Genomic DNA, 23243 nt, shown 5'->3' on the forward strand with positions numbered 1-23243 from the left:
ATTACAAATAGACAAGGTTTTGATCTAAAGCGATGCTAATAGAGGTTTTCTTCAACAGCTTGAAAATTATGATCAGAGTCAATAGCGGGTATAATTAAACGAAAGCATGTTTTTTCGTGTTCAGCAATATATAGCAAGCGTGCCTGATTGGCCTCACAAAAAGCTTGTGACAAATACAATCCTAGACCAGTCCCTGTTTTGTCTGTTGTAAAAAATGGGTTAAACAAATGTTTTAGATCTTCATTGCTTACACCATTACCGTCATCTAATACATCGATTATAACATCGTTGTCGGCGTAGTAAATTTCAATTTCCACATAAGCATGAGGGTGGCTATAGCTACTATAACGTAAGCCATTATTGATCAAGTTTATCAATATTTGCTCTAATTGATGAGGATCAAATTGGATAGTAGGTTGGGTTTTCACCCGTAGAAAAATGTCGTGTCCTTTGAAGTAGTTTTCTAAAAATGCGGGCATCCATTCAGCCAATACAATTGATTGCTGAGAAGCGGCTTGTTGGCGCGACAGTTTTAAAATATCTTCGATGATACGGTTCACCCGTTTCGTTTGTGAAAATATCATTTTATAGAGCTCATGATTGCCCGCCATATCCACATTTGGTGCACTGGCCAATAGACTTTCATCTGTCTCAAACTCAGTAAAATCTTCCATTAAGAGCTGGCTGGCTTGTGAGATAGCAGCGAGAGGATTTCTGATCTCATGTGCGATACTGGCTGTCAGCTGACCCAATGATGCCAATTTCAATTGCTGTGCGCTGGCTTGTTCACGGCGTAAGTCTTCTAAAATAATTAATTTACTGTCATCTTTTAGTGGAATGATTTGTACACGCAGCTTACCAAATATCGAAGCATTGGCTACCTCAGGCACATCATAAGTAAACGTACGCGATTGTCCTGTAGCCACTGACAAGCAGGCTTTGAGTAGCTGAGTATGTTGTCTGCTCAGTTGCTGTTCAAAGTTGGACAAAACGGCATGGCTACGGTCATCTCCTGTAGCCGTCAAGGTCTTATGTGCTTGTATTGAAGGGCTCTGTGCAATACTGAGCAATTGGTGAGCTGCAAGGTTTGCAAGGACAATATGCTGTCTGTCGATGACGATAACCCCGTTGACCATTTGCGTGATGACTTCTTGATTGATCACATTAAGTCGTTCGACTTCTTTGGCATGGGTTGCAGCTACTTTTTCAAGTTGCACCAAACGCTGAGAGATGGACCAACTCAAACCGCCCACTGCCAAAAAGCTGGCTGACATCAGTAACGCATCACCCAAGTTAGCTAAGCTCATACTATTGGCAATGGCATAGAAAAACTGTTGGTAAATGACAAAAATAATAGCCAGTAGGGTAATGACTAGGGCTTGAGAGCCGTGGAGTAGCATGAAACTGGCGGCAACGACGACCATGTATAGCATGGTCAGCTGTAAATCAGGCTCCCCTGCGGTATAGAGCAATAGACTCAATATAATAACGTCGAGCACCAGACCAAATGCGAGCTGCCGGCGCATCTGTTTGTTCACCACATAAAACAGGCCCAGCAAAATCAAACTCAGCATCACATAAAAACTCAATGCGGTTTGCTGCAAGAAGCTGGGGAGAGAGTCGTTGTTATCAGCTCGAGCAGCGATATATAGCATCAGCATAGAAAATATGCTGACGATAAAACGATAACTGCTATAAATGATGCCCAACCTACGCAATTGCGGCAGAGGAATCGTATCATCTTGATGGATGTAGCGTGTGATGGCAGAGACAAGTCTGGTAGCAGGTTTCATAAATTGACCATTACAAAAAAGAGGTGCTGAGTAGCTTAGGGTTGAATCAAACCATGGCGAATGGCAAGGTGGGTCAATTTCACATCACTATCAACCCCGACTTTCTCGTAGATACGGTAGCGATAAGTGTTGATGGTTTTGACACTGACAAATAATTGATCAGCAATTTGCTGAGGGCTTTGGCAATTGACGACCATCATGGCGACTTGCTTTTCTCTATCACTTAATAACTCAAAAGGTGAAGTGGCATTATCAGACAACAAAACATCGGCCAATTGCTCAGCAACATCTTGACTGAAATAACGACCTCCTTGATAGATTTTTTTGACAGCGCGTATCATCTCGTCAAGCGGAGTGCCTTTTGTGATATAGCCATTTACGCCAGCCTTTATCAACATTGAAGGATAAGGCTGGGCTGACATGCTACTCACTGCCAAAATCTTAATACCCATATCGAGCTGAATCAGGCGTTTGGTGGCTTCAAGCCCGCCGATATTTGGCATATTGACATCTAGCAATACCACATCAGGACGTAGCTGCTTGGCCTGTTTTATCGCCATATCTCCGCTGTCTGCTTCACCCACTACTTCGATATCGGGGCTGTCTGATAACATGCGACTAATACCCATCCGCACCAAATCATGATCATCCACCACCAATACTTTAATCATAACCATACTCTTTGTTGTTTGTCAGAATGAATTTTTTATAAGAATGAGATCGTAGGAAAAACGAAACTGTTGTGAGGTATATTTTGCTTCCGAACATAAAAAACATTGATAGTGCACCACGCAAATATCAGTACTTAGTCCGTTTGAAAGTTATCAGTTAATATAGAAAGGTATCAAGAATCATAGCATTCTAAGTTAAGTTATATTTCTATATTGTGAATCAATGTTTCCACAATATAAACTGGTTGTGTCAAAGTTTGAATGGAGTCAAAAAAAACCACTAAATCAGTTTGATAGATTAAACTTAAATGTAAACCATGATACACTAAAAATACAAAAGCTCTATGTGAGTACTTACAAACACATCTACAAACGCTACGTACGTTTTTGGCGTCAGACAGTATGTAACTGGCGTGATAGCGACAGCAGGAGGCATAATGAAGCAACTACCATTAACCAAACAGCAATTGATCGCTGCTATGATTTCATTGAGTTTGGGCAGTGTTGCACAAGCCGCACTTACAATTAATGGTAGCACTGAGACGACCTCTAGTGCCCGTATGAGTTGGGGCGGTGCTGATAGCCTATCTGAAGCACGCAACATTATGTATAAGTCTAACAGCTCAGCCATCAAAAAAGTCGATAATGGTTATGGTACGACCAATATCACAAACACCAATAGCTTTGCGAGCAGTAGCAACACCAATGGCGCTCGTTACAATACAACTTATCGCGGTGCATTTGGTAGCAGCAACATGATCCCAATCAGCACTGACTCGCGCAGTGTTGCAGTAATTGATGCCGAAACTGGCGAATCTATCTACGAAAAAGATGCAGATATTGCGCGCCCTATGGCCAGTATTACAAAAGTAATGACGGCTATGGTAGTGCTGGATGCTGGTCTCGATATGCGTGAAGAGATCACACTTGACCCAGAGGATTTTGTTGGTCCTAAGCGTGCAAGCTCACGTCTAAAATCAGGTGACCGCATGAACCGTGCAGAGCTACTGCTGATGTCTTTGATGAAATCTGAGAACCCAGCGGCAAAAAGCCTAGCGCGTAATTATCCAGGTGGTTATAGCTCTTTTATGCGTGCAATGAACCGAAAAGCGCAAGATTTGGGCATGAGCACGGCATTCTTTGGAGACCCAACTGGACTTGATAAGCGTAATGTTGCTTCCTCAAATGATTTGGTAAAAATGGTACGTGCAGCTGGCAATTACGATGTCATTCGTCGTTTTTCTACCACCAAGAGCTATGATTTCTTTGTCTCGAACTACTCAAGCGGTAACCGTACTTATAGTGCCAACAATACCAGCAGTTTAGTTCGTGCAGGTGATTATCCAATCGGGATCTCAAAAACAGGTTTTATCAATGAAGCTGGGCGCTGCGTTGTAATGGAAACACGTGTTAATAATCGTCCAGCGATTATCGTTATCTTAGGGGCAAACAGCTCAGCGACACGTTGGGGAGATGCCAAAAATATCCTAAATAGCTTAGCAACACGCCGTACGGTATAAAACGTTTATTTTGAATACATAAAGGGCTGTTATTTTACATAACGGCCTTTTTATTGTGTTGTGTTTAAGAATAATAAATCAAGGATGTTTACTATGAGTCAATCGCCACAATCTCAATCTATTGCGCCACCGAAGCTCTACTTGCTGACCAATGATGATGAGTTTGGTCTATTGTACCAAAAGCTAGAAGCAGCGCTATCGACAGGTTTGATTGGGCTATTACAGATTCGCCGCAAGCAGATCATGAGCTTACCAAATGGTGATGCGATGCTCTATGAGGAAGCGAAGCAAATTGTCGAGTTGGCTAACATATATGAGGTCCCAGTCGTCATTAATGATGACATTGAACTGGCAGTAAAGCTTGGCGTCGGTGTGCATCTGGGTCAAACAGATGGAAAGGTTAGTGATGCCTTGCAAGCTCTAGCACCATCCCAAATCATTGGACGTACCTGCCACGGTGATATAGAACTCATTAAAGAAGCGAAAAAGAACGGAGCAAGCTATGCGGCAATGGGTGCGGTATTTGCTTCTACCACTAAGCCAAAAGCGAATATCGTCTCACGTCAGCAACTAATTGAAGGGTGTCAACAGGACATACCGATATGTGTCATAGGTGGATTGACTGCAGAAAATATCTCAGTTCTGGCGGATATACCTATTGCTCTTATAGCAGTAGTGAACGATATCATGGGATTGCCAGTAGATAAAGTTGCTGAGCGTTGCTATGAATGGCAGCAGGCACTTTCTAAACAGAAAATACCCGCCTAAAGGGAACACACTTACTTGATAACATTTTTTGAAAGAACTGATAAAAAAGCTGAATAACTATTCGGCATGTTCCATACATAAAGTGGCATAGGGTAGTGCTTCTAATCGTTGTTCTTCGATTTGCTCTCCGCACACTTCACATTCGCCATAAATACCGTTTTCGATACGACTCAATGCATTGTCAACGTAAATGAGACTTTGACGTGCCTCGCCCATTAGGTTCTTGCGCATATCGTTCTGGCGATATGAGATGGCTTGATCCTCCCAGTGCTCATTGAGATCATCTTGTGGGTTTTGGATATGATCTTCGATTTTGTCGATTCGAGACTCGTATTCATCTTTTAACTTTAATAAGTTTTGTTTCGCAGTGTCTAAATCAATACTCATAATGCTCTCCTAAAGGGTTATTGTTATTGTCAACGCTCCTATCATAAAGACCCTGACTGCTGAGTACCACCACGAAATGTTACTGTTTATTGAATCGGCTCAACGCTATTAAATATAGTCGTTTCGTTGAAATAGACGTCTAAAAATAATAGCTCGCTATATCAACATTACGCAGGTTTTTGTAGCGTTGCTTGCGAGCCTATGATAGAAAACTGGTAGAATATATCGCCGCTGATTTCTAACTGCTTATCCAGTCTAATAAAATAAATGGGTAAACAGCCTGAGCGTTTAGCGATAAAGACATAAATAGTAAGCATGCAAAGCGATAATCCAAATCGTTGAGTACATATAATGGCTCATAGTTAGAAAGACTATTGGTCTTATTAATAATGATAGCAGTCGTAAATTAACAAATATGTTGATACATAGGAGCAGGTAATGAATTTTTTGCGTATGAGTGAGCTGAACTTAACGGACAAAGTAGTATTGATCCGAGAGGATTTAAACGTCCCCATTAAAGACGGTAAGGTTACGAGTGATGCCCGCTTACAAGCAAGTTTACCCACTATCGAGATGGCGTTAGAGAAGGGCGCTGCTGTGATTGTATGCTCACATCTAGGACGTCCAACAGAAGGCAATCCTGAAACCATCTACTCATTGGCACCAGTTGCTGACTATTTGACAGACAAGCTGGGCTCGAAAATATCGACGCCAGTACGCCTTAATAGTGACTACCTGATGCAAGGTACCGCAGCAAAACCTGGCGAAGTTGTACTACTAGAAAACGTACGCTTTAATGATGGTGAAAAGAAAAACGATACGACTTTAGCAAAGCAGTACGCTGATTTGTGCGATATTTTTGTCATGGATGCTTTTGGCACCGCACACCGTGCACAGGCATCAACAGAAGGGGTTACCCAAGCGATGCGTCAAGCAGGTAAAAGCGTTTGCGCAGGACCTTTGCTGGCAGCTGAATTAGACGCCTTAAGCCAAGCGCTAGAAACGCCAGCACAGCCGATGCTTGCTATTGTTGGTGGATCAAAAGTGTCTACTAAACTAGAAGTACTACATAGCCTAGCTGAAGTGTGTTCGCAAATTATCGTTGGTGGCGGTATTGCCAATACTTTCTTGGCCGCTCAAGGGCATAGTGTTGGCGCCTCGCTGTATGAGGCAGATTTGGTCGATACTGCGCGTGACATTATGACCAAAACTGAGATCTTGCTACCGGAGTATGCCGTTGTTGCCGATAAAGGCGATATCGATTTTTCTGATTTTACAGGCTCTCTACAGAAAGCTACAGCAACCATCAAGTCTGTTGATGCAATCGGCGACAATGACATGATATTGGATATCGCGCCACAAAGCGCAGAGCAGCTTGCTGATGCCATTATTAATGCAAAGACGATTTTGTGGAATGGTCCGTTAGGTGTTTTTGAGGTTGATGCTTTTGGTCAAGGGACACAAATACTGGCAACTGCCGTAAGAGACAGCGATGGTTTCTCTATAGCTGGTGGCGGTGATACATTGGCGGCTATTGACAAGTACCAAGTTGCTGATGGTGTCAGTTATATGTCCACAGGTGGCGGTGCGTTTTTAGAGTTTGTCGAAGGGAAAGTGCTCCCAGCAGTTGCAGCGCTGCAAACTGATGCCTAAGAAGTTAACGTTACTCAGCAGTTTAGTAACATTAGACGTACAACTAATAGTAGGTATCTAAGGTAGTCTGTGAAAATAATATTTTGACTGTTGTTTTTCTTATTTTTATTCACATAAGTGAGAACGGTAGTCATTCATTATCAAGCGGTAATTATTTGTTTATATACTGAAAATTATTATTGCATGTCTCATTCGCACTCTATAAAATAGCGCGACCATGTATCTTGACATGCATTATTTACGAGAGGTTTATTATGTTAAAACGTCATTTGTTACTTGCTAGCGTACTTGCTGGTACTTTCGCAGTTACTGCATGTAGCCAACAAACTGAAGAGAACACTGAAGCTGCTGTTGAATCAGCTGGCGATGATGCTGAGATGAATGCAGAAGCTGCCGAAGCTGAAACAGATGCTGCTGCCGCTGAAGCTGAAGCTGCTGCCCAAAACGCTGGTGATGAAGTTGCTGAAGGTGCTGAAACTGCGGGTGCTGCTGCAACAGACGCTCTAGAAAACACTGGTGATGCTATCGCTGAAGGTACTAACACAGCGGTCGAAAACACTGCTGAAGCTGTTGCTGATGGCGCTAACGCTGTTGCTGACGGTGCTAACGATGTTGCAGTTGATGCAGAACAGCAGTACTAAGCAAAGTAATAAGTACTTTGATGACTGTTTGGATATTATCAGTAACTGATAGATCATCCTTTTAATTAGTCATTGCTTTATAAGCCTCGAAATACTAGAAAAGCCTTGGTGATTGCCAAGGCTTTTTGCGTTGTGCGCTATTAGGATAATGGATAGCGTGACTTAACATATTTGATTTGGTATATGTCACTCAATCTATGCCACCAAGCCTATATGACTCAGAACAAGTATGATAGAAGTGGTTGGCGCAGATGCACTAATCAGACTGACAAATAGTCAGGTAACCGCTACGAAGACAGGACAATTTTTGCTATAATCACCGCGTGATGACCACGCCCAAAATTATTTAGGGTTTTATCATTCTGCATGTCGTCTTATAGGCAGTAGAGTGGTCGTCATTTCTAACATACTATTCAAAATCCAATCAGAGAGCGTCTTATGGCCCTAATATCCTTACGTCAACTTCTAGATCATGCCGCTGAACACAGCTATGGTGTTCCTGCTTTTAACGTTAATAACTTAGAGCAGATGCGTGCAATCATGATGGCTGCGGATGCTTGTGATTCACCTGTCATCGTTCAAGCCAGTGCAGGCGCACGTAACTATGCAGGGTCGGCATTTTTGCGTCATTTGATCATTGCTGCTATCGAAGAGTGGCCACATATCCCGGTGGTAATGCATCAAGACCACGGTATGTCACCAGCTATCTGCCAACGCTCAATTCAGCTTGGCTTCTCATCAGTCATGATGGATGGCTCGCTTGGTGAAGATGGCAAAACGCCAATGGATTACGATTATAATGCTAGCGTTACTCGCGAAGTTGTCAAAATGGCACATGCTTGTGGTGTCTCTGTAGAGGGCGAGATTGGTTGCCTAGGTAGTCTAGAGACTGGTATGGCTGGTGAAGAAGATGGTTCTGGTGCTGAAGGTGTATTAGATCACGAGCAGCTATTGACTAGTGCTGACGAAGCTGAGCAGTTTGTAAAAGACACTAATGTTGATGCGCTAGCGATTGCTATTGGTACTAGCCACGGTGCTTACAAGTTCACGCGTCCACCGACAGGTGATATTTTGTCGATTGAGCGTGTAAAAGAGATTCATGCCCGTATTCCTAACACCCATCTTGTTATGCATGGCTCTTCATCAGTGCCACAAGAATGGCTAAAAGTCATCAATGAAAATGGCGGTGATATCGGCGAAACGTATGGTGTGCCTGTGGAGCAGATCGTAGAAGCAATCAAGCATGGTGTGCGCAAAGTAAATATCGATACCGATTTACGTCTGGCATCAACCGGTGCTATCCGTGAATTCCTTGCAAAAAACCCAAGTGAATTTGATCCACGTAAATATTTCAAAGCGTCTATGGTCGCGATGTCAGACATTTGTACCAATCGTTTTGAAGCGTTTGGTTCAGCAGGTCAAGCGCACAAGATCCGTCCAACTAGCCTTGAAGGTATGGTTGGCTTTTACCAGTAGTAGACTATACTGGTAAAAGGTACGTTTATATAATGAATGGCAGCTGATTTTTATAATCGCTCATACAAGAGGTCGTAAATAATGATTGGATTGATTACTGGACAGGTGCAGTACTTGATGGCGCCGACGGCTTGTATCATGACAACCTCTGGTGTGGGTTATGATATCGAGCTGCCATTGCCGTCGTTTTGTCAACTACAACTCAACGAGCAAGCGAGCATCTGGACGCATTTTCATGTCCGTGAAGATGCGCAGTTGCTTTACGGTTTCATAGATCGTAAAGAGCGTGATGTTTTTCGTCAGTTGATTAAGATCAATGGCGTCGGGGCAAAAATGGCATTGGCTATGCTCTCTGCAATGTCAGCAGCTGAGCTCAAAATGCATGTCGAGCAAGAGTCGGAGACGGCATTGACTCGTATACCAGGTATCGGCAAAAAAACAGCTCAGCGCTTATTAATTGAGCTAAAAGATAAGCTGAAAACTATCGAAGTCGATAATGGTGCGTTTGAATTGACGCCCCAAGAAACTACGGTTTCTCACGAAGGTAGTATCATCGCTGAAGTAGAAGGTGCGCTGATCAGTTTGGGCTACAAAGAAAAAGAAGCGCAATTAGCGATAAAAGCAGCCAAGAGTAAAGGGGATGGTTTCTCTGATACTCAAGGTTTGCTAAAAGCCACACTGCAGCAACTGTCTGGCTTTTGAGTAATACCAGATATCGATAACAGTATCATTATGCAGTAAACAAATAAGCGACATTGAGTGTCGCTTATTTTCGTTTTGACACCTGTTTAATGATGTTTTGCATGACTTATGCGCAGCGTTTGGTTATGCTATTTATTACCTAATATTTTTAATACAACGATAAATTCTATGATGCAAGATCGCTTAATTAATCCACTAGAGGGTGCCAGTGATGCACCCGATGCCAACATCCGACCAGCATTATTGGCTGAGTATATTGGTCAGCCGGTGGTACGTGAACAGATGGAAGTGTTCATCGGTGCTGCTCGTGGTCGTAACGAAGCGTTAGACCATACACTTATATTTGGGCCGCCAGGATTGGGTAAGACGACTCTAGCCAACATCATTGCTCGTGAGATGGGTGGCAATCTACGCTCTACCTCAGGACCTGTGCTTGAGCGTCCAGGTGATCTGGCAGCCATGTTGACCAATCTAGAGGAAGGCGATGTGCTGTTCATCGATGAGATTCATAGATTGAGCTCGGTCATTGAGGAGATACTGTATCCAGCAATGGAGGACTTTCAGCTGGACATTATGATTGGCGAGGGGCCTGCTGCGCGTTCTATTAAGCTTGACTTGCCGCCATTCACATTGGTAGCAGCAACGACGAGAGCTGGGCTGTTGACCTCACCGCTGCGTGATCGTTTTGGTATTGTGCAGCGTCTTGAGTTTTATAATATTGCTGATCTCACAACGATTGTCAGTCGAGCAGCGCGCCTCATGCGTGTGCCGATGAGTGAAGATGGTGCGATTGAGATTGCCCGTCGCGCTCGTGGTACGCCGCGGATTGCTAACCGGTTATTACGCCGAGTGCGTGATTATGCTGAGGTAAAAGGTGATGGCAGCATCAATGGCGCGATTGCAGGTAGTGCGCTAGATATGTTGGCAGTAGATAGGCGAGGGCTTGATCATTTAGACAGACGCTATATCGAGATTTTGCATGAGCGTTTTGATGGCGGTCCTGCTGGGGTCGAAGCAGTAGCAGCGGCAATGGCTGAAGATCGTGGGACGCTGGAGGACGTGATTGAGCCTTACCTGATTCAGCAAGGGTATGTACTGCGTACTGCTCGCGGACGGGTACTGACACAGATGGCGATTGATCAAATGCTATAAATATCGAAATAGAAAAGCGCCTACTTTTAATCGAAAGTAGGCGCTTTTTTTTGGTTGTCGCTTTGATTTCAGTATCGGCTGTGATTTTTACAATAATTTTAAAACATGGGCAAAGCTTCAGGCCATATTTTTCCTGGGTTCAAAATATTTTTAGGATCGAGCGCTGACTTGATAGCTTGCATCAGCATTAGGCCGCTGCCATGCTCTTGCTGCATGTATTTTTGTTTGCCTTGTCCAATACCATGCTCCCCTGTACAAGTGCCATCCATCTCAATAGCCCGTGTGGATAGGCGCCCGATAATACCCTCAGCGGTGGTGACTTCATCAGGATTGTTCGCATCAACTAACAACAAGACATGAAAGTTGCCATCACCGACATGACCGACAATAGGTCCAATCATACCAGCGTCTTCGATATCTTTTGCGGTGGCACTCACGCATTCTGCAAGTCGTGAAATAGGAACGCAGGCGTCAGTGGATAACGCACTGGCCTCAGGTCGTAGCGCAGAGCTGGCATGATATGCATTATGTCTTGCCTGCCAGAGACGTTTACGCTCAGCTTCATTCGTATCCCAAGCAAAATCACGACCGCCAAATTCTTCGATAATATCGCTGAACAGTTGAGCCTGTTCAGCAACGCCTGCTTCTGTGCCATGAAACTCGACAAACAGTGTTGGTGTCTCAGTAAGATTGAGATTGTCATATTGATTACATGCTTTGATTTGCATCGCATCTAGCAGCTCAATACGCGCAATAGGTAAGCACATCTGGATAGTCAACATCACTGCCTGGCAGGCATCTTCAATGGTTGAGAAGTGACAAATGCCACTACCAATACACTCGCTGATACCAAAAAGTTTGAGCGTGATCTCGGTGACAATCCCCAGTGTACCCTCTGACCCAATCATTAATCGCGTTAGGTCATAGCCTGCAGCAGATTTTTTGGCTCGCGTACCTGTGCGTACGATATCTCCGTTCGCCGTTACTACTTCAAGCGCGAGTACCACGTCTTTCATAGTGCCATAGCGCACTGCATTGGTACCTGAGGCGCGAGTGGCGACCATACCACCAAGACTGGCATTGGCACCTGGATCTATCGGAAAAAACAGCCCTGTATCACGTAAGTAGTGATTTAACTGCTCACGCGTCACGCCAGGTTGCACCGTCACAGTCAAATCTTCATTATGAACTTGCAAGATAGTATCCATGGCATGCATATCGATGCATAAACCGCCATAGGGTGCATTCAGCTGACCCTCTAACGATGAGCCAATACCAAAAGCGATCACGGGCATATCATACTGATGACAAATCTCGACCGCTGCTGCGACTTCTTGCTTATCTTGCACCGTTAGTACGGCATCTGGCGGCTGATTGGCCAGCCACGTCATCGTATGGCCATGCTGTTCACGCACTGTTGAGTTCACACTCAATTGTTTGCCAAAACGTTCTTGCAGTGCTGCGATAGCCAAGCTATGGTCTGGTTTGAGAGTGTTGTGAGTCCGTGACAATGCTAGTGCTGACATGATGTATCCTATAAATAATGCGACTATTTAGCCTTAAACTAACATAATCGATATTTATTTGATATCGCTAATAGCAGGCATTTGTTCTATTATAATTACATTAGGATACGCCATACAACGACTAAAACAGCTAACAAATAAAACAAGGGTGCAAACCAGCCCACTTGCGTTGCAATACCAATATTGATCCCAAATCCAGCCAATGCCAGCCAATCGCGGCGACGGTCATTGAGCATGTCAGCGCGAATCTGCTGAATTTCACGCAACTGGCTGTCCTGACGTGACCCCTGTGAGGCAAGGCTTTGTAGACCTTGATCAAGTAGTTTGGGAATATCAGTGGTAGACAGTAGCATTTCAGGCAGCTGCTGGCGTAACTGTTGTAGATTGCGCATAGGATCTAACTGCTCCTTAATCCAACTGCTCAGGATGGGCTTGGCAAGTGACCAGATATCCAGATCAGGATACAAGTCGCGACCGAGCCCTTCTACATGAACCAAGGTTTTGAGCAAGAGCATCAGTTGAGGGGGGATGCTCATATGATGACGACGCGCAATGTCTAAAATCTGCATCAGCACGCCAGCAAAATCGATATCATTGATTGATTTTTGTAGCATAGGGCCCACGGTGCGCTTCATATCACGCATTAGGGCATGCTTGTCAGCATTTGGTGGTATCCAGCCTGCACGGCTAACGATATCGACGACCGCGGTAAAGTTATTGTTCATGACCGCAAGTAGCATTCGTGCCACGATAAGCTGATCGTCTTTTGATAGGGTACCCATAATGGCGCAATCAAGCCCGATATAGCGTGGCTCATGCCCCAAATCAACTGCTGCCATACCTTCGTGTAGTGTCTGCACAGGCGGCGTCTCTACGAATACATTGCCCGGATGCATATCGGCATGAAAAAAGTTATCACGGAACACTTGCGTAAAGAATATCGTTAGACCTTTTTTGGCAAGCGCTGCACGGTCATAACCCAGCTGATCGAATATCTCAACTTGCGAGATGGGTACCCCTTGGATACGCTCCATGACCATCACGTTTTTGGCAGCATCATACACTTCAGGCACATACATCAATGCCGAACCCAAGAAATTATTGCGCATTTGGGTGGTATTATCCGCCTCAAGCGTCAAATCCAGCTCATTGAGCATGACTTGCCGATAGTCTTCGACGATATCAATGATATGTACGGCGCGTGCAGCCTCGATACGGGCAGATGCCCAACTTGCCAGTTCTCGTAGCAATTCAAAATCAGAAACGATTACAGTGCGAATATCAGGGCGTACGACCTTTACGACGACTTCACGTCCATCATGCAATGCAGCCGTATGGACTTGCGCAATAGACGCTGCTGCTAATGGTTTGATATCGAAGCGAGCGAATAACGTGTCAATAGGCTGCCCAAGACCCTGTTTTGGATGCTCAATTTGAGCGACAGCAATGTCCGCGTCGAAGGGCTTAACTTTGTCCTGCAGTTGCACCAATTGAGCGATAATTTCGGGTGGTACTAGATCGCGGCGCGTTGAGAGCAGCTGCCCCAATTTGAGGAATAGTGTACCCATATCTTCAAGCGCGTACTTGATCCCATTTGGCTGATGCTTCTTGCCCCATGCTGCCGGATGCGTACGAATTAGGCGCATTAACGGTTGTAGCTGTGGCGATTCTTCGATAGAAAAATGGGTATCGAGGCGATAAGTGGCGGCGATACGCCAAAGCTCAAGTAAACGGGCGCGGTGAGATAGTAGCATGGGATAGGGTACTCTGGGCAAAAACGAAAATAGGGTAGGCGCTATGTTGTGTAGTAAGTATGATCAGCAATACTGGCTGCTGATCATAGATTAAATATGCTACTCATAAAACAAACTACTGATGAAATGAGTTATTGAGGAAACGGGCCTGCTCTTCTTTAATAGCAGCAAGCTTGGCTTGTTCACGTTCGACATCAGCCCGCAGTTTTAAGAGTTGCTGTTTAAGGTCATTGGCTTCAGCGACTTCGACGGGGTCAGGTGTGCTGTTACCAGCAACGTCATTGGCCCAATCACTGACATCATCAAAAGCACGTTTGGCATTGTGACGCCAAGTGCCTTTGAGTTGAGAGATGAGAAGATGTAATTGACTGGCCATTGGTTTGCCAATCAGTGGCTCAAGCTGACCTGCTACATCGGGGTCAAAACCTGCCACCAGCTGTTTTAGCTGCATCAGTACTTTGTAATCGCCAGCGATTGGTAAGTTACCTTCGGCGCCGCGCATCAGATTGAGCAGCTGAGCGGGATTGTCTACGGTGATGGTACAGTCTGGCCGGCTATGTCCAAAACGTGCGCGCTCCGTACTGGCTTTTTGACGTTCGCTCATCTGGCCACTTGGCTCAAACACACTTTCAGTCATGACTGGCTCAAAACGCAAGCGCTCATGAGAGAACAGGACATCTAAGTCAATATCAGGCATGCCCATATTGAGACGCAATACTTTACCTGCAAGTGGTGCCAAACCTGCTTTGGTAATCTCGTCACTTGCAATCGCAATATTAATCAGCTTTTCGGCACCAGCCAATAGTAATACAGTTAGCATAAGGCTCTCGCATCGTTAAGTGAGCGCTTGATTAGCGCATAGAATATTAAGTATTAACGTCAGTTCAATAGGGTATTGCCAGTTGTGCTCTACGCCTTAAAGCCGCGGTGCACAGCAACAATACCAGCAGTCAAGTTGTGATAATCACAGTTTTCAAAGCCAGCTTGTTGCATCATTTGCTTTAAGGTCTGCTGATCAGGGTGCATGCGAATTGATTCTGCCAAATATTGATAGCTCTCAGAATCATTAGCAATCAGCTTGCCCATGACTGGCAGGGCGGTAAACGAATACAAATCATAGGCTTTTGATAATGGCTCAAACACGGGCTTTGAGAATTCCAGAATCAACAAGCGACCGCCTGGTTTTAGCACGCGGTACATGGCTTTTAGCGCTGCGTCTTTGTCTGTGACGTTACGTAGACCAAAGCTAATGGTCACTAGATCAAAGCTTTCATCATCAAATGGTGCCAATGTTTCAGCGTTCGCCAGTACAAAATCAACATTGTTACAGCCAGCATTGATCAGACGTTCACGGCCCACCTCTAACATAGCAGCATTGATATCTGACAATACAACATGACCGTTTCTACCGACTTCACGGCTAAATACTTTAGCTAAGTCGCCCGTACCGCCAGCGATATCTAATACATGCTGACCCGCACGAACGCCTGATAGACTAATAGCATAGCGCTTCCATAGACGATGAATACCAAATGACATCAAGTCGTTCATGATATCGTATTTTTTGGCGACAGACGTAAAGACATCAGCCACGCGTGCTTGCTTTTCAGCTTTATTGACGGTCTTGTACCCAAAATGCGTTGGCTCGTCGCCATCAGTATCTGGCGTATGCGGATTGTTGATGTCATCGCGTTGGTTAAATAGTGCTTGCTTGATCGTTTGCGCGGTACTGTTGTTAGCGCTACTACTCTTATTGCTGTTTGGCATAGTCGTTTGCTGGCCTTGCGGCGTTCCAGTTGGTAGATCTTGAACTTTGGTAAAGTCATTGTTGCTGTTATGAGCAGCATTGCTGTTATCTGCGTTAGATGCCGCTGTCTGGGCACGCAGTATTTGTGCGCTTATCTGCTGGCTATGAGCGATACTGTCCTCTACCAGTTTGTTTTGCAAGTGACTATTGGTAGGTATGGTATGGTCAAGATGGGCACTGTTATTGTTTGAAGTATCGGTCATCGTGTTTCCCTATCGTTTTTTATTAGACTACATACAGCCTAATGTATTATAAGAGCTGATTGAACTCTAAATGATGTATTCTATGATACAACAAACCCTACTGGCTTATCGCTATTATGCACCTCATCGACGATCAGTAGTTCACGCTTACAAAACGGCTCAATAAAGTCGCTGACACTCTTAAGAGGTTTCATCGCTTTAAAGCCTGTATCAATAAAATCATAAAGCGGTTGATAACCGTGACGATATGCTGTGGTCTTTGCTAAGCCAAACGCCTTTTTTAACATAAATGAGTTTAAGTGTTTGTCCGTGCGATAACAGACTTCTTTTAGATTGGCAATCTGTACTCGGCGCTCCGCTTCTTCGTCCACAGCGCGGTAAGCGGCCAGCATATTGTCTTCGTTCACTGGCAGGTTTTGATCGAGTAACCACTGTGCTAAGTGCAAGTCTAGCTCGATGGCTAAAATTGCGGCTTGGATGCCCATGCTACCAGCTTCTAATGCAGATTCTTTGGCAAGACGCTCTAGTTTTTTTGCTTTTGGCAATATACGTGCTAGCTGTTCAGCCAACACTTTAAATTCGTCACCCCCATACAACTGGGTCAAAAAATAATCTGCCATTAGCTGGTTTTTTGGCTGCTCAAACAGTGCGCGATGAGTATGACGTATGCGTGCTTGCTGCCATGTTTGTACTTCTTTGAGCTTAATGCTCAATTGCTCATCCTGATGATGAGGTAGTGCCCAAAAACGGTTCAAGTGCTGTTGTAGATCAGCTAAAGCGGCCATGGCAGTAAATCCTATAGAGGTAAATAATATTTTAAAATTATAAAAAGTAGGTATGTTGATTTGAGTCAGTGAGTGTTTGAGCATCTATGTTAACAAGCACTTAAAATTGTGTTCACCTTAAAAGAAAATAAATAAGAATACAAATGCCAAACTGTTACATAGCACTATTATTTACTCGATTGGCGCGGTGCTATGATTAAGTGAGATAAAAATAGCCGAAAAGACAGTTGAAAGAACGTTTTGCTAGCGATATCCGCTGTGTGCAGAAGTACTTAGCGGAAATCTTCTTAACGCATAGTTTCTTAATTAACAGCTTCTTGATGACAGGCTTCTCGGTCAAAGGGTTTAATATTATCTGACAATAAAATAACCGAGCAATAATACAAATCAATAAAAACGTCATTTAATAAAAACAAAGTTACTAAGAATATAGCTACCAAAAATACAGTTACTATAAATAAAAGCGAGTCCAATCATGTCCCAAAAAAATGATACTACTGAACCTGCGGCACTACAAGCGGTGAGTGCACAATTTAGTGAGCAAGTCGTCGAGCAGCGCCTAACGCCCAATCCTTTGAGTCAGTTCTCTATGGATGAGGATGCGCTGAGACTGGCGCTAGTGACAGCGCAATATGCACTAAGAGCCACGCGTCAGCAAACCACCAACAAACCAACAGGACTATTGGTGCTTGTCAATGGGATGGAGCAGGCAGGTAAGGGCACATCAGTTAAGCAGCTCAGACAGTGGGTTGATCCAAGACTACTCAAGGTTGAAGCAACCATTGGTCAGGCACCACTAAGCTATCAGCCTATTTGGCAAGCCCATACGAGTGATATGCCGCGCCATGGTGATGTGATGGTGTATTTTGGTAATTGGTATGCGGACTTGCTATACAACATCATGCGATTGGCAGCATCGGATGACAAAAGTGACCAAGATCAGTCTACGAATGCTCAGTTAATGAATAATAGTATCGACACAGACGCACTGCCTATTGCTCAATGGCAAGACTATCTACAGCAGCAATTAAAAGTGTTAAAAGCGTTTGAACAAGATCTTGTGGCCAATCATACCAGAGTATTAAAATGCTGGTTTCATGTTGACGCTGACACGCTGCAAAGTCGCTTGGAAGATGATGAAGCGGATCCGCAGTTTTTGTATCAAATAGACTGGAACAGCAAAAAAGTCATCGAAAAATTTAATGAGGTAGCAGCGACGCTACTCGAACAGCAAGGTGATTGGATTATTATCGATGGCGACGACAAGTCTGTAGCTGCTGATAACTTCTGTCATGAAGTCTTGCATGCCATGCAAGCCTCACTGGTAAGTAGTCGCAAAAGTGCACCCAAGGCTGAAAAATCTCAATCTAAGAAGAAAAAGTCTCAGTCAAATGCTGACAAAAAGCCCTTTAAGCCTGTCAAGATACCTAAGAAATTGACTGACATAGACGACTCAAAAATCAGTAAGTCTGACTACCGCGAAGCACTGGCAGAGAAGCAAGCGCGTCTTGCTGAGCTATTACGTGCGCGCAAAGGTCGCCATATTGTCTTTGCTTTTGAGGGCATGGATGCCGCTGGAAAAGGCGGTACGATTAAGAGACTAGTGGCAGCGCTCGATCCACGTGAGTATCAAGTTTATAATATTGGCGCACCGATGTTATACGAGACCCAGCATCCTTACTTATGGCGGTTCTGGACCAGATTGCCTGCTGAGCAAACCAATCGTATCAGTCGTATCGCTATTTTTGATCGCACTTGGTATGGGCGCGTATTGGTTGAGCGTATTGAAGGGTTTGCAACCAATGACGAATGGCAGCGCGCGTATGATGAAATCAATCGCTTTGAGTCAGATTTGGCAGCTGCAGGAACGTTGGTTATAAAATACTGGTTGGCTATTGACAAAAAAGAGCAGCTTGAACGTTTTGAGGATCGCCAAGACACACCGCACAAGCAATTTAAGCTGACTGATGATGACTGGCGCAACCGTGATAAGTGGTCTGATTATGTGCAGTCTGCCGCGGATATGCTGGCACGCACAGACACAAAAACAGCGCCATGGTGTGTTATTGCAACCAATGAAAAACGCCAAGCACGTTTGGATGTGTTAGATCATGCGATTGAGCAGCTATCAGCAGTAGCTGAATAAAAATAACTAATTTTTAATGATTAGGTTTCACTATTAGAGTTTTGATGTTTTGGTTTTCATAACTTGGCTTCAATGTCTGCGCTTTAGTGTCTGGACTTTAAGAGTTAGGCCTGTGATGGTCATGCTTTGAATAGTGATTTTTGACAGTGGTTTATACTGACAGCTCGCTGTTGATAGCGCCTACAAGTTGCCTATTAATAGGCTAATGGAACAAAACATATTCAATTCAATCTGTCATCGAGAAAGGGTGACATCAAACGTACACATTCCCAGTTACAAATATTGCAATATCATTATGCATTATGTGATTATATTTAATATAATAGGGGCAAAATTGCCTCTGTTATGTCATAAAGTCTCCTAGTAAACGAATATTTTATGATTAGGGCAGAGATTCAACCAATATTACTGCCGTACTAGAGATAAATAAAAACAGTACCACTATCAGAGTTGTAAGCCGCGAGATGCTGTAATCGAATGATTGAGCACTATACCTTGCGGCTTTGTGATATATGGAGTGATGTGTTTTTGGTAGGGAGTATTTCTTGTTGACCTACTATTATCGACCTAAATCAGACGTGCAAAAGCAACGATAGATTTAGGATTACGGCAGCAATAGCATGTTAAAAGTTCATTATTTTAAGTTCACTGTTTAGAAAACACATTGCGTACATATCAAGCAGTCGAAATGCAGATTAGCATCATCTGCTTAAATGCTACGCAATGTCCTAATCGCATATAATTTCAATCAGCTTACGCAGGACGTATCAACGTATGGGTATTAGCAACAGTTCTACAGAGCCAACTCAACCAGTCGGCTCTATGAAAGTAAATCTATTTTTTGCCATTCTATTAATTGCGATGACCGTCTACTTTTTGTGGTGGGGTTTAGATTACACCATGCGTCAGCAAACGACGCTGTTCATTGTGGCAACCGCGTTTGGTGTCTTTATGGCATTCAACATCGGTGGTAACGATGTTGCCAACTCCTTCGGTACTTCGGTAGGGGCAGGAACGCTAACCATTCCCCAAGCGCTAGGGGTAGCCGCGATATTTGAAGTTTCTGGTGCAGTATTGGCAGGTGGTGAGGTTACCGATACTATTCGTAAAGGTATCGTTGACTTGGACGGTCTGACAGTCACACCCAACCAGTTTATTTATGTCATGCTCTCAGCATTGATCGCCGCTGCATTTTGGCTGCTATTTGCCACACGCAGGGGGCTACCAGTATCGACGACCCATTCTATTATCGGCGGTGTCATTGGTAGTTCTATCGTTCTAGGATTCGATTTGGGTGGTAGCGCTACTGCACTATCTACCGTAGATTGGGGTACGGTTGGTACCATCGCTATTTCTTGGGTTCTATCACCGCTGCTAGGTGGTGTATTAGCATATATCCTATATGGTCTCATTAAGAAAAATATCATTGCGTATAATGATCAAACAGAAGCCCATATCGGTGAGCTAAAAGCCAATAAAAAGGTACTAAAGCAAAATCATAAAGAGTTTTTGGATGGTTTGACAGAGTCAGAACAGCTGGCTTATACCTCAGCCATGCTACGTGATCAAGAAATCTATAAAGATGATGATTGTGTCGTCACAGACTTAGAAACTGATTACTACAAAGAGCTTTATGAAATCGAAAACGAGCGTAGTAATCTTGATACGCTAAAAGCGCTTAAGCAATGGGTGCCTATTATTGCTGCATTGGGCGGCGCAGTCATGACTTCCTTGGTCGTGTTTAAAGGTCTTAAAAACGTTAATAGTAATCTGACCACGCTGCAGGGTTTCTTGATCATGGGTATGATCGCAGCCTTAGTTTGGCTAGCGACCTTTATCTACACCAAGAGTATTCGCGGTAAGCACAAAGAAGATCTGACCAAGGCTACTTTTATTATGTTCAGCTGGATGCAGGTATTTACTGCATCAGCCTTTGCCTTTAGTCATGGTTCAAACGATATCGCTAATGCGGTTGGTCCTTTTGCTGCCATCATGGACGTTATCCGTACCAATGAGATTGCCTCACAAGCAGCAGTACCGCCAGCTGTCATGCTGACTTTTGGTGTTGCGTTGATCGTAGGTCTTTGGTTCATCGGTAAAGAAGTGATCCAAACGGTTGGTACCAATCTAGCAAAAATGCATCCTGCGTCAGGATTCTCAGCAGAGCTTGCTGCTGCTGCAGTTGTGATGGGTGCATCAACCTTAGGTCTGCCAGTATCTAGTACGCATACTTTGGTAGGTGCTGTACTTGGTATTGGTATCGTCAATAGAGATACGAATTGGGCGCTAATGAAGCCAATTGGTCTTGCATGGGTAATCACCTTGCCAGTTGCCGCTGGACTATCAGCGATCAGCTATGTTGTTTTGAAAAACATCTTTTAGTATGTGTCTCGTTGCGACATTTAGGTTGCGATTATGCTAAGAACAACAAAAAACGCTTATTAGTTTTATGCTAATAAGCGTTTTTTTATTTGTTTACTAACTGTATGTTTAATCGGTACCGAACTGTTGGCGTTTTTTTGCAAAAAACCGATCCAGTCTATCCATTGCGTTTTCTAAGTCGTGCAGATTAGGTAAAAACACCAAGCGGAAATGATCCGGTTTGTCCCAATTAAACCCTGTTCCTTGCACCATCAATACGTTTTCTTCGACCAGTAAGTCCATCATAAAGTTCATGTCGTCGTCGATAGGGTAGACCTCTGGATCCATTTTTGGAAAACAATAAAATGCGCCTTGGGGCATGGTGCAAGAAATACCTTTGATTGCGTTAAGACGTGAGACCGCCATTTCGCGCTGCTTATATAGGCGACCTTTTTCAGAGGTTAGCTCTTGCATACTTTGGTGACCACCCATAGCGGTTTGAATAGCGTATTGTCCCTGAACATTAGAACAAAGGCGCATGGACGCTAACATATCCAAGCCTTCAATGAAGTCAGTAGCGTGCTGCTTGCGACCAGATACCATCATCCAGCCTGAGCGAAACCCTGCAATACGGTGTGATTTTGACAAGCCATTGTATGAGAGCACCAGTACTTCGTCAGTTAAGGTGCTCATAGGGGTGTGCACGTGATCATCATAAAGAATACGATCATAAATCTCATCTGCCATGATGATCAAATTGTACTCTTTGGCAACCTCAATAATCTGTTTTAGTAGCTCATCGCTATAAAGAGAACCTGTTGGGTTGTTGGGGTTGATAACCACGATGCCTTTTGTCTTGCTGGTAATTTTAGATTTGATATCTTCGATATCAGGGTGCCAGTTGTCTTCTTCGTTACAGCGATAGTGTACGGCGGTGCCACCAGCGAGGTTAGCAGCCGCTGTCCAGAGCGGGTAGTCTGGCATCGGAATCAGTACCTCATCGCCATCATTCATCAGCGCCTGCATGGTCATCACAATAAGCTCAGAGACCCCGTTACCTAGATAAACGTCACGCACATCCACCGCTGACAGCAGACCTTTAGATTGGTAGTACTGTAAGATCGCTTTGCGCGCTGAAAAAATGCCTTGCGAATCTGAATAGCCAGTAGCTTCAGATAGGTTCATGGCGACATCACGCAAAATTTCATGGGGCGCTTCTAAACCAAACGGTGCTGGATTACCGACATTAAGCTTCAATATACGCTTGCCTTCAGCCTCCATTTTATTAGCAGTCTGTAATAGTGGGCCACGAATGTCGTAGCAGACGTTCTGCAGTTTGTCAGATTTTTTGATGGTGTTCATAGTGTGACCGTTCGTCGAATGAGTGTATGTGTGTTTGCCAGTATGAGAAGACATAGCAGGTTGAATAGTGTCTGTTTTGGTATTTATTTGACTATGTGACGTCGCATTTATGTCAGTAGCTATTTCAGTAGCTATGTCGGTATCCGTATCTTGCGCACTTTGCTTTGTAGATACAGTTAATTCATTGTTGTCAGTGCCTCCGCTCTTTAGCTCTCCGCGTAGTAGGTAGCCTTCGCTACACCCTAAAATACGGGCAAGTGTGGGCAGCTTTGATGAGACGATGCCATTGGTGCCACGTTCCCAGTTTGAGATAGCGCCGCGACTGACTTTGGCACCAGCAGCTGTCATGGCTTGTGCTAGTTGTTCAGCGGTGAATCCTTTGTCATGTCGCAACTGGACCAATCTTTCTGCTTGCGTGCTTTTATTCTTATCATCAGACATTGTTGTTGGAACCTTTATTGATTAGTAAACTCATAACCTGAGATACGTGTTTTTACTTAATACCAATGCAAGATATTATTGCATTCAAAAGTGTT

18 protein-coding genes are annotated in these 23243 nt (G+C 44.1%); 9 read left to right on the forward strand and 9 right to left on the reverse strand.

The genetic code is table 11. From position 1 onward, the window contains the following. Nucleotides 1–35: 35 nt before the first annotated feature. Nucleotides 36–1793 carry a sensor histidine kinase gene (locus tag AC5JP1_RS01345; RefSeq protein WP_493842824.1) on the reverse strand — a complete coding sequence of 586 codons (1758 nt, stop codon included), beginning with the start codon at nucleotides 1791–1793 and terminating at the stop codon, nucleotides 36–38. Nucleotides 1794–1828: 35 nt separating this feature from the next. Further along, the gene (locus AC5JP1_RS01350) at nucleotides 1829–2464 is read right to left on the reverse strand and encodes a response regulator (RefSeq protein WP_319050626.1); all 636 of its coding nucleotides are present in this window, start codon (nucleotides 2462–2464) and stop codon (nucleotides 1829–1831) included. A 437-nt stretch (nucleotides 2465–2901) separates the two neighbouring features. Between AC5JP1_RS01350 and AC5JP1_RS01355 the strand changes: the two genes are divergently transcribed. Then, on the forward strand, nucleotides 2902–3984 hold the full coding sequence (locus AC5JP1_RS01355; RefSeq protein ID WP_493842825.1) for a serine hydrolase: 1083 nt from the start codon (nucleotides 2902–2904) through the stop codon (nucleotides 3982–3984). Between the two features lie 93 nt (nucleotides 3985–4077). Then, on the forward strand, nucleotides 4078–4752 hold the full coding sequence (locus AC5JP1_RS01360; RefSeq protein WP_493842826.1) for a thiamine phosphate synthase: 675 nt from the start codon (nucleotides 4078–4080) through the stop codon (nucleotides 4750–4752). A gap of 57 nt (nucleotides 4753–4809) precedes the next feature. Here AC5JP1_RS01360 and AC5JP1_RS01365 read toward each other — a convergent pair whose 3' ends face one another. Further along, on the reverse strand, nucleotides 4810–5139 hold the full coding sequence (locus AC5JP1_RS01365; protein WP_493842827.1) for a TraR/DksA family transcriptional regulator: 330 nt from the start codon (nucleotides 5137–5139) through the stop codon (nucleotides 4810–4812). A gap of 438 nt (nucleotides 5140–5577) precedes the next feature. Here AC5JP1_RS01365 and AC5JP1_RS01370 point away from each other — a divergent pair, with 438 nt between their 5' ends. From AC5JP1_RS01370 to ruvB, 5 genes are all read left to right on the forward strand, one after another. Beyond that, a complete protein-coding gene (locus AC5JP1_RS01370; protein WP_493842828.1) occupies nucleotides 5578–6792 on the forward strand; it encodes a phosphoglycerate kinase in 1215 nt (404 codons plus the stop codon). Between the two features lie 254 nt (nucleotides 6793–7046). After that, nucleotides 7047–7433 (forward strand): hypothetical protein, encoded by a 387-nt coding sequence (locus AC5JP1_RS01375; protein ID WP_493842829.1) that lies wholly within the window; start codon nucleotides 7047–7049, stop codon nucleotides 7431–7433. 438 nt (nucleotides 7434–7871) lie between these two features. Beyond that, nucleotides 7872–8909, forward strand: a complete 1038-nt coding sequence (gene fba / locus AC5JP1_RS01380) for a class II fructose-bisphosphate aldolase (protein ID WP_443526129.1) — start codon at nucleotides 7872–7874, stop codon at nucleotides 8907–8909. Nucleotides 8910–8990: 81 nt separating this feature from the next. Continuing rightward, nucleotides 8991–9611 (forward strand): Holliday junction branch migration protein RuvA, encoded by a 621-nt coding sequence (gene ruvA, locus AC5JP1_RS01385; protein WP_319050617.1) that lies wholly within the window; start codon nucleotides 8991–8993, stop codon nucleotides 9609–9611. Between the two features lie 171 nt (nucleotides 9612–9782). Continuing rightward, nucleotides 9783–10763, forward strand: a complete 981-nt coding sequence (gene ruvB, locus AC5JP1_RS01390; RefSeq protein WP_319050670.1) for a Holliday junction branch migration DNA helicase RuvB — start codon at nucleotides 9783–9785, stop codon at nucleotides 10761–10763. A gap of 98 nt (nucleotides 10764–10861) precedes the next feature. Here the strand turns inward: ruvB and AC5JP1_RS01395 are convergent, their stop codons facing one another. The 5 genes from AC5JP1_RS01395 to AC5JP1_RS01415 all read right to left on the reverse strand — a co-directional run bounded on the left by AC5JP1_RS01395 (nucleotide 10862) and on the right by AC5JP1_RS01415 (nucleotide 16838). Next, nucleotides 10862–12289, reverse strand: a complete 1428-nt coding sequence (locus AC5JP1_RS01395; RefSeq protein ID WP_493842830.1) for an FAD-binding oxidoreductase — start codon at nucleotides 12287–12289, stop codon at nucleotides 10862–10864. A 95-nt stretch (nucleotides 12290–12384) separates the two neighbouring features. Continuing rightward, nucleotides 12385–14043 (reverse strand): ABC1 kinase family protein, encoded by a 1659-nt coding sequence (locus tag AC5JP1_RS01400; protein WP_493842831.1) that lies wholly within the window; start codon nucleotides 14041–14043, stop codon nucleotides 12385–12387. Between the two features lie 115 nt (nucleotides 14044–14158). Beyond that, on the reverse strand, nucleotides 14159–14863 hold the full coding sequence (locus AC5JP1_RS01405; RefSeq protein WP_493842832.1) for a ubiquinone biosynthesis accessory factor UbiJ: 705 nt from the start codon (nucleotides 14861–14863) through the stop codon (nucleotides 14159–14161). Between the two features lie 89 nt (nucleotides 14864–14952). After that, on the reverse strand, nucleotides 14953–15810 hold the full coding sequence (gene ubiE / locus AC5JP1_RS01410; protein WP_493844413.1) for a bifunctional demethylmenaquinone methyltransferase/2-methoxy-6-polyprenyl-1,4-benzoquinol methylase UbiE: 858 nt from the start codon (nucleotides 15808–15810) through the stop codon (nucleotides 14953–14955). Nucleotides 15811–16133: 323 nt separating this feature from the next. Continuing rightward, nucleotides 16134–16838 (reverse strand): FFLEELY motif protein, encoded by a 705-nt coding sequence (locus AC5JP1_RS01415; RefSeq protein WP_493842833.1) that lies wholly within the window; start codon nucleotides 16836–16838, stop codon nucleotides 16134–16136. Nucleotides 16839–17313: 475 nt separating this feature from the next. Between AC5JP1_RS01415 and AC5JP1_RS01420 the strand changes: the two genes are divergently transcribed. Both AC5JP1_RS01420 and AC5JP1_RS01425 read left to right on the forward strand, forming a co-directional pair. Further along, nucleotides 17314–18984 carry an ATPase gene (locus AC5JP1_RS01420; protein ID WP_493842834.1) on the forward strand — a complete coding sequence of 557 codons (1671 nt, stop codon included), beginning with the start codon at nucleotides 17314–17316 and terminating at the stop codon, nucleotides 18982–18984. A gap of 774 nt (nucleotides 18985–19758) precedes the next feature. Beyond that, nucleotides 19759–21366 (forward strand): inorganic phosphate transporter, encoded by a 1608-nt coding sequence (locus AC5JP1_RS01425; protein WP_443526140.1) that lies wholly within the window; start codon nucleotides 19759–19761, stop codon nucleotides 21364–21366. A 108-nt stretch (nucleotides 21367–21474) separates the two neighbouring features. On the opposite strand, the gene AC5JP1_RS01430 is transcribed toward AC5JP1_RS01425, so the two are convergent. Further along, nucleotides 21475–23148 (reverse strand): aminotransferase class I/II-fold pyridoxal phosphate-dependent enzyme, encoded by a 1674-nt coding sequence (locus tag AC5JP1_RS01430; RefSeq protein ID WP_493842835.1) that lies wholly within the window; start codon nucleotides 23146–23148, stop codon nucleotides 21475–21477. Nucleotides 23149–23243 lie beyond the last annotated feature (95 nt).

It is taken from the genome of Psychrobacter sp. H29 (assembly GCF_059073055.1).

Coding starts and splice junctions, on each gene's coding strand:
- AC5JP1_RS01375 (WP_493842829.1), top strand. CDS start 7,047: ATGTTAAAACGTCATTTGTTACTTGCTAGCGTACTTGCTGGTACTTTC.
- AC5JP1_RS01370 (WP_493842828.1), top strand. CDS start 5,578: ATGAATTTTTTGCGTATGAGTGAGCTGAACTTAACGGACAAAGTAGTA.
- AC5JP1_RS01360 (WP_493842826.1), top strand. CDS start 4,078: ATGAGTCAATCGCCACAATCTCAATCTATTGCGCCACCGAAGCTCTAC.
- AC5JP1_RS01420 (WP_493842834.1), top strand. CDS start 17,314: ATGTCCCAAAAAAATGATACTACTGAACCTGCGGCACTACAAGCGGTG.
- ruvB (WP_319050670.1), top strand. CDS start 9,783: ATGCAAGATCGCTTAATTAATCCACTAGAGGGTGCCAGTGATGCACCC.
- AC5JP1_RS01430 (WP_493842835.1), bottom strand. CDS start 23,148: ATGTCTGATGATAAGAATAAAAGCACGCAAGCAGAAAGATTGGTCCAG.
- AC5JP1_RS01415 (WP_493842833.1), bottom strand. CDS start 16,838: ATGGCCGCTTTAGCTGATCTACAACAGCACTTGAACCGTTTTTGGGCA.
- AC5JP1_RS01405 (WP_493842832.1), bottom strand. CDS start 14,863: ATGCTAACTGTATTACTATTGGCTGGTGCCGAAAAGCTGATTAATATT.
- AC5JP1_RS01355 (WP_493842825.1), top strand. CDS start 2,902: ATGAAGCAACTACCATTAACCAAACAGCAATTGATCGCTGCTATGATT.
- AC5JP1_RS01400 (WP_493842831.1), bottom strand. CDS start 14,043: ATGCTACTATCTCACCGCGCCCGTTTACTTGAGCTTTGGCGTATCGCC.
- AC5JP1_RS01395 (WP_493842830.1), bottom strand. CDS start 12,289: ATGTCAGCACTAGCATTGTCACGGACTCACAACACTCTCAAACCAGAC.
- AC5JP1_RS01425 (WP_443526140.1), top strand. CDS start 19,759: ATGGGTATTAGCAACAGTTCTACAGAGCCAACTCAACCAGTCGGCTCT.
- ruvA (WP_319050617.1), top strand. CDS start 8,991: ATGATTGGATTGATTACTGGACAGGTGCAGTACTTGATGGCGCCGACG.
- AC5JP1_RS01345 (WP_493842824.1), bottom strand. CDS start 1,793: ATGAAACCTGCTACCAGACTTGTCTCTGCCATCACACGCTACATCCAT.
- AC5JP1_RS01350 (WP_319050626.1), bottom strand. CDS start 2,464: ATGATTAAAGTATTGGTGGTGGATGATCATGATTTGGTGCGGATGGGT.
- AC5JP1_RS01365 (WP_493842827.1), bottom strand. CDS start 5,139: ATGAGTATTGATTTAGACACTGCGAAACAAAACTTATTAAAGTTAAAA.
- ubiE (WP_493844413.1), bottom strand. CDS start 15,810: ATGCCAAACAGCAATAAGAGTAGTAGCGCTAACAACAGTACCGCGCAA.
- fba (WP_443526129.1), top strand. CDS start 7,872: ATGGCCCTAATATCCTTACGTCAACTTCTAGATCATGCCGCTGAACAC.